At 75.3% G+C, this 4,937-nt stretch carries 5 protein-coding genes and 1 pseudogene; 3 read left to right on the top strand and 3 right to left on the bottom strand.

The annotated features are described in order from the left end of the window. Both GTW08_RS13275 and GTW08_RS13280 read left to right on the top strand, forming a co-directional pair. Positions 1-1,566: pseudogene (locus GTW08_RS13275) on the top strand (hypothetical protein); the annotation flags it as partial. 40 nt (positions 1,567-1,606) lie between these two features. Beyond that, complete coding sequence (locus GTW08_RS13280) at positions 1,607-2,590, top strand: SDR family NAD(P)-dependent oxidoreductase (protein WP_208622943.1); 984 nt, start codon at positions 1,607-1,609, stop codon at positions 2,588-2,590. On the opposite strand, the gene GTW08_RS13285 is transcribed toward GTW08_RS13280, so the two are convergent. Further along, positions 2,580-3,164 (bottom strand): TetR/AcrR family transcriptional regulator, encoded by a 585-nt coding sequence (locus GTW08_RS13285; protein ID WP_073574308.1) that lies wholly within the window; start codon positions 3,162-3,164, stop codon positions 2,580-2,582. The two genes, GTW08_RS13280 and GTW08_RS13285, sit on opposite strands and share 11 nt — an antisense overlap. 172 nt (positions 3,165-3,336) lie before the next feature. Between GTW08_RS13285 and GTW08_RS13290 the strand changes: the two genes are divergently transcribed. Beyond that, the gene (locus GTW08_RS13290; RefSeq protein ID WP_174565843.1) at positions 3,337-3,876 is read left to right on the top strand and encodes a DUF5709 domain-containing protein; all 540 of its coding nucleotides are present in this window, start codon (positions 3,337-3,339) and stop codon (positions 3,874-3,876) included. A 77-nt stretch (positions 3,877-3,953) separates the two neighbouring features. On the opposite strand, the gene GTW08_RS13295 is transcribed toward GTW08_RS13290, so the two are convergent. Both GTW08_RS13295 and GTW08_RS13300 read right to left on the bottom strand, forming a co-directional pair. Then, positions 3,954-4,379: an SsgA family sporulation/cell division regulator gene (locus GTW08_RS13295; protein WP_062396127.1), complete on the bottom strand. Its 426-nt coding sequence runs from the start codon at positions 4,377-4,379 to the stop codon at positions 3,954-3,956. A 241-nt stretch (positions 4,380-4,620) separates the two neighbouring features. Then, on the bottom strand, positions 4,621-4,937 hold a 317-nt coding region (locus GTW08_RS13300), incomplete at its 5' end, for a hypothetical protein (RefSeq protein WP_202417119.1).

Raw genomic sequence — 4,937 nt, forward strand, 5'->3', positions numbered from 1 at the left:
CCCTCCGCGGGCACCGCGCGCCGGATCGCCGCCCCCGCGACGCTCGCCGCGCTGCTGCTGACCACCGGCGCGACGACCGGGACGGCGTTCGCCGGCACCGGGTCCGACGACGGTTCCTCCGGCACCTCGGCGGACTGCCCGGACGGGTCCACCCCGGTGGGCGGCTCCTGTTCCGGCGGCTCCTCGGGATCCGAGTCCTCGTCGGGGTCCTCCGGCGGGCTGGGTGACCTCGTGACCGGGGCGGACGTCGTCGGCTCGGTGCTGGGTGCGGGCGGCCCGGGGTCGGGCTCCTCGGGCGGGGACTCGTCGGACCAGGGGTCGGGGACGACGAGCGAGACGTCCGGCAAGGAGTCCGGTGGCGACGACTCGGCCGGCAAGGACTCGGCCGGCAAGGACTCGGCCGGCAAGGACTCGGCCGGCAAGGACTCGGCCGGCAAGGACTCGGCCGGCAAGGACTCCGCGGGCGAGGACTCGGCCGGCGAGGACTCGGGCGGCTCGGACTCCGCAGCCCCGGCCGCGGGCACGAAGGACTCCGGCAGCCCCTCCACCGGCCCGCTCGACGCGGTCCCCGGCCTCGGCGACCTCACGGGCGGCCTCGGCAAGGGCGTCGACCTGAACACCCCCACGAAGCCCCTGACGTCGCTGCCCGACCCGGCGCAGACCCTGTCCGACGCCGGTACCTCGGTGCCCGGCGCCGGGCAGGCCGGCTCGCTGGTCGACACCGCAATGGGCGCCGCGGGCACCGTCGTCGGCACCGACACCGGCAACAGCCCGCTGGCCGGCCCGACCGACACCCTCACCGGCCTCGGCGACGTCGTGCCGGACCTGCCGTCGGTCCCCGGCGTCACCGACGGCAGCACCGACGAGCTCCCTGACGTCCCCGGCCTCACCGCGGGCGGACCGCTGGAAGGCCTCAACGAGATCGCGGGCCTGCCCGACACCACCCCGCTGACCGGCAGGGACGGCCCACTGCCGGACCTGTCCGGCGTCGCGCGCACGGCGGGCCTGCCCGACTACTCGGGTCTCGGCGGCCTGCCGGACGTGGCCGGGGTCGTCGGCGGACCGAGCACCGGGCCCACGCAGGTCGACCTGGCGTCGAAGAACACCGACGGCGTGGCCGGGACCGCCACCGTCGACTCCGACACCGTCTCCGGCACCGCGACCGGCATGGACCCGGACGCCCGCTACGTGTCGTTCTTCTACGGCGCGACCTCCAGCGCCACCAACAACAACCCCTGCATCCTCGACGGCACCAACCCGCTGCCCGGCGGCCAGACCGTCGGCGAGTGGGAGGTCGACGAGAACGGCAACGGCACCCTGGAGGCGCCCAACCCGTCGGGGAACATGTACAAGCTCACCGGCGGCACCATGTCGATCCGCAAGGTCGAGCACGGCTTCGACAAGGCGACCGCCCCGCCGGTGAACCCGCTGTCGTACTCGCTGTCCAGCTGCGGTGCGATGGAGCGGATCTCCACCGCCGACCCGGTCACCGACGCCGTCCCGAAGCTCCCGACGGCGAACGTCCCCGGCACCCCCTACGTCTCCGGTCCGGGTCTGCAGGGCTGATCGACGCGCGGGCGGCGCGGCGCTGTGGTCGGATCGGTCCGTGCTCGGCAGCGCTCTGGATACCGTCCTCGACCGCACCCTGGTCCCCGGCTACTCACGGATCGGGTACCTGCTGCGGCGTCCGGGCTGGAGCGGTGACCGCGCCGACCCGCCGCGCGGCGCCCTGACCGGGCGCACCGCGCTCGTCACCGGCGCGGGCGGCGGGCTGGGGGAGGCGATCGCGACCGGGCTCGTGCGGCTCGGTGCGACGGTGCACCTGCTCGTCCGCTCCCGGGACAAGGGTGCCGCCGCGCAGGACCGGATCCTGGCCGCGGTACCTGGTCTGTCCCGCGACCGGCTCCCGGTGCAGGTCTGCGACCTGGGCGAGCTCGCGGACGTGCGTGCGTTCGCGACCCGGTTCGCCACCGAGGTCGACGCGCTGGACGTGCTGGTGCACAACGCCGGGCTGCTCCCGCCCGAGCGCAGCGAGACCTCCGAGGGAAACGAGCTGACCCTGGCCGTGCATGTCCTCGGACCGCTGCTGCTGACCCGGCTGCTCACCGACACCCTCGCGGCCGGCGCCGAGCGGTCCGGAGCCGACTCCCGGGTGATCATCATGTCCTCGGGCGGCATGTACGCCCAGCCCCTGCGCGACGACGACCTGCAGTTCCGCACCGGTGACTACGGCGGCACCGCGGCCTACGCCCGCACCAAGCGGATGCAGGTCGTCCTGACCGGGCTGCTCGCCGACGAGCTGGCCCCCCGGCACGTCACCGTGCACGCACTTCACCCCGGGTGGGCCCGCACCCCGGGCGTCACCGGGTCGCTGCCGCTGTTCGACAAGGTCGTCGGCCCCGTGCTGCGCACCCCGGCCCAGGGCGCGGACACCGCGGTGTGGCTCGCGGCCGCGCCGTCGTCGGCGGTCGGGACCGGCCGGTTCTGGCACGACCGCACCCCGCGCCCGGCGCACTACCTGTCGCGGACCCGGGAGACCCCGGCCCAGCGCGAGCGGTTCCGCACCGAGGTGGACCGGCTCACCGGCTGAGTCCGGGCGCCTCCAGGAGGGTGCGGGCGGCGCGCGTGACGTGGTCCAGCACCGTGTCCGGGTCGGCCCGCCCGACCGCGCCCCCGGGCAGCAGCGGCTGGACCAGGCTCAGCCCGAGCAGCCAGGTCAGGACCAGCTCCGCGCGCAGTTCGGCGTCGGCCCGGTCGGCGGCGCCGGCGGCCTGCTCGGCGAACGCCTCGGTGAACGCCCCGGCCAGCTCCACCCGCACGGCCGCGGCCGCCTCCGACGTCCCGGCCGAGCGCACGACCGGCCCGAACAGGTCGCGCTCGGGCCCGTCGCCGCCGTCGAGGATCGACCGCAGCAGGCGGGTCAGGAGCTCCTCCGGCGGGCCGTCGTGCAGCACGGCGAGGGCACGCTCGGCGGCGACCCGGGCGAACAGGGCGTCCTTGCTGCCGAAGTAGCGGAAGAGCAGCGCCTGGTTCACCCCGGCCCGGTCGGCGATCGCGCGGACCGAGGTGCGGTCGTAGCCGTGCTCGGTGAACAGGTCCGCGGCTGCGGCGAGCAGGGCGCGGCGGGTGCTGTCACCGGAACGGGCGGACGGGGCGGCGGTCACGGGGGAGTGCTCCTTCGTACGACGGGTGCGGCGCGGGAACCGGCCACGGCGGGTCCGGTGTCGGCGACCGTAGCGTCCGGGCGCCGGCGCATGGCGCGGCGCGACGCGGGGTACGCACGGTCGATACCGAACACCGCCCGACACATGGCCAGACCGAGGAGACCCGCGACCGATGGCATCCGCTTCAGGTGACGAGAACGAGTTCCAGCCGGAGGCGCCGGACATGGCGTCGGCGATGCAGCTGGACACCGACGAGGCGCTGACCGGTCCGTCGGACACCGACCCGCTGGACTCCGGCTACGTCCCGCCGGACCGCCCCTACGGCGTCGAGGACAACGCGGTCACCGCGGCGGGTCAGGAGGAGGGCGAGTCGCACGAGGCGCGACTGGCCCGGGAACTGCCCGAGGAGCTGCCCGAGGGAGACCCGGGCCGCTCCGGCCGGCTGACCGCCGCCGCCGACTCCGCGACGGGCGACCCGGCTGTCGACGGCGCCGGGACCGACGTGGGCGTCGACGGCGGCGCGGCCAGTGCCGAGGAGGCCGCCGTGCACGATGTCGACGAAGGCATCGTGCCGGTGGTCGACGAGTCACCGGTCGGGGACCCGGAGGTCAGCGACCAGCTCGCCCGCGACGCCGACCACGCCGACGAGGCGGCGGCCGACGCCGAGTGGGACGCCTCGACCGACCCCGAGTGGGCCGAGCAGAACAGCTGAGCGTCACCCGGCACACACGAGGGCCCCGGTACCGCGTCGTGCGGTCCGGGGCCCTCGTCGTGGGTGGGAGCGTGCGCTCAGGGGGTGGTGGGGCCCGCCGCGCTGCCGGTCAGCCGGGCGATGGCGCCGTCGAGGTCGAGGTGGTCGTGCTCCTCGCCGAGGTCGACGATCTCCAACGTCGAGTCGACGAACTGGGCCAGCAGGTCGCGGTCGACCTCCAGGACGGCGGACCCGCCGTCGGAGCGGATCTCCAGCTCGACGACGTCATAGCCGTCGATGCGCCGCGGCGCCATCCGGATGTCACCGATGCCGGTGGGCGTGGTCAGGCCCTCGATCACCAGGTCGCGGGCCACGAGCCACTCGATCCAGCGGTCGGACGACCGGCGCACCGAGAACGAGATCGCGAACGGGTCCGAGGCGCGGTACGCCCAGCGGCTCACGATCGGCGACGCCTGCCCGTGCAACACGGTGAAGACGTCCTGCTGGACCGACTCGCTGGCCATCGTGCTCCGCCTCTCCTGGACCCCCCGACCGCCGCGGTACCGCGACGGCCTCACACGGAACATCGTCGGAACGGGCCCGGACGCTGCACCCGGCGCCGGGTTTCACCCGTTCGCGCCAACTGTCATTCACCTCACGGTACCCAAGGCGCGCAAAGGGTGTAACGCGAGGCCGGGTTCCGGCGAGAGACGCCGTCCGGTACGAGACCCGGTGACGCAGGGTGCGGTGCGGCCGACCGTCCCGTCAGCCGCGGTCGACGCGGTCGACCACCCAGATCCCGCCGGTGCCGGAGCGGACCGGCTGGGTGAGCCGGATCGTCGAGCGCTGCGCCGACCGGCCGTCGGTGGCGGCGTACACGCCGTTGCCGAGGCGGGTGACGGTCGGGTTCCGGTAGCCGAGCTCACTGCCGACGTAGGAGATCGTGACCTCCTCCGGGTCGAGCAGCCACGGGTCGCCGCCGGCGTCGGCCTGCTGCTGCATCCGCTTCGCGGTCGCCGCGTCGCCCGCGGGCCACATCGGCGACGCCGCCGCGGCGGCCCCCGGGGCACCGGTGCGGCCCG

The sequence above is a fragment of the Pseudonocardia sp. SID8383 genome (assembly GCF_009864975.1).
Lineage (GTDB): Bacteria > Actinomycetota > Actinomycetes > Mycobacteriales > Pseudonocardiaceae > Pseudonocardia > Pseudonocardia alni.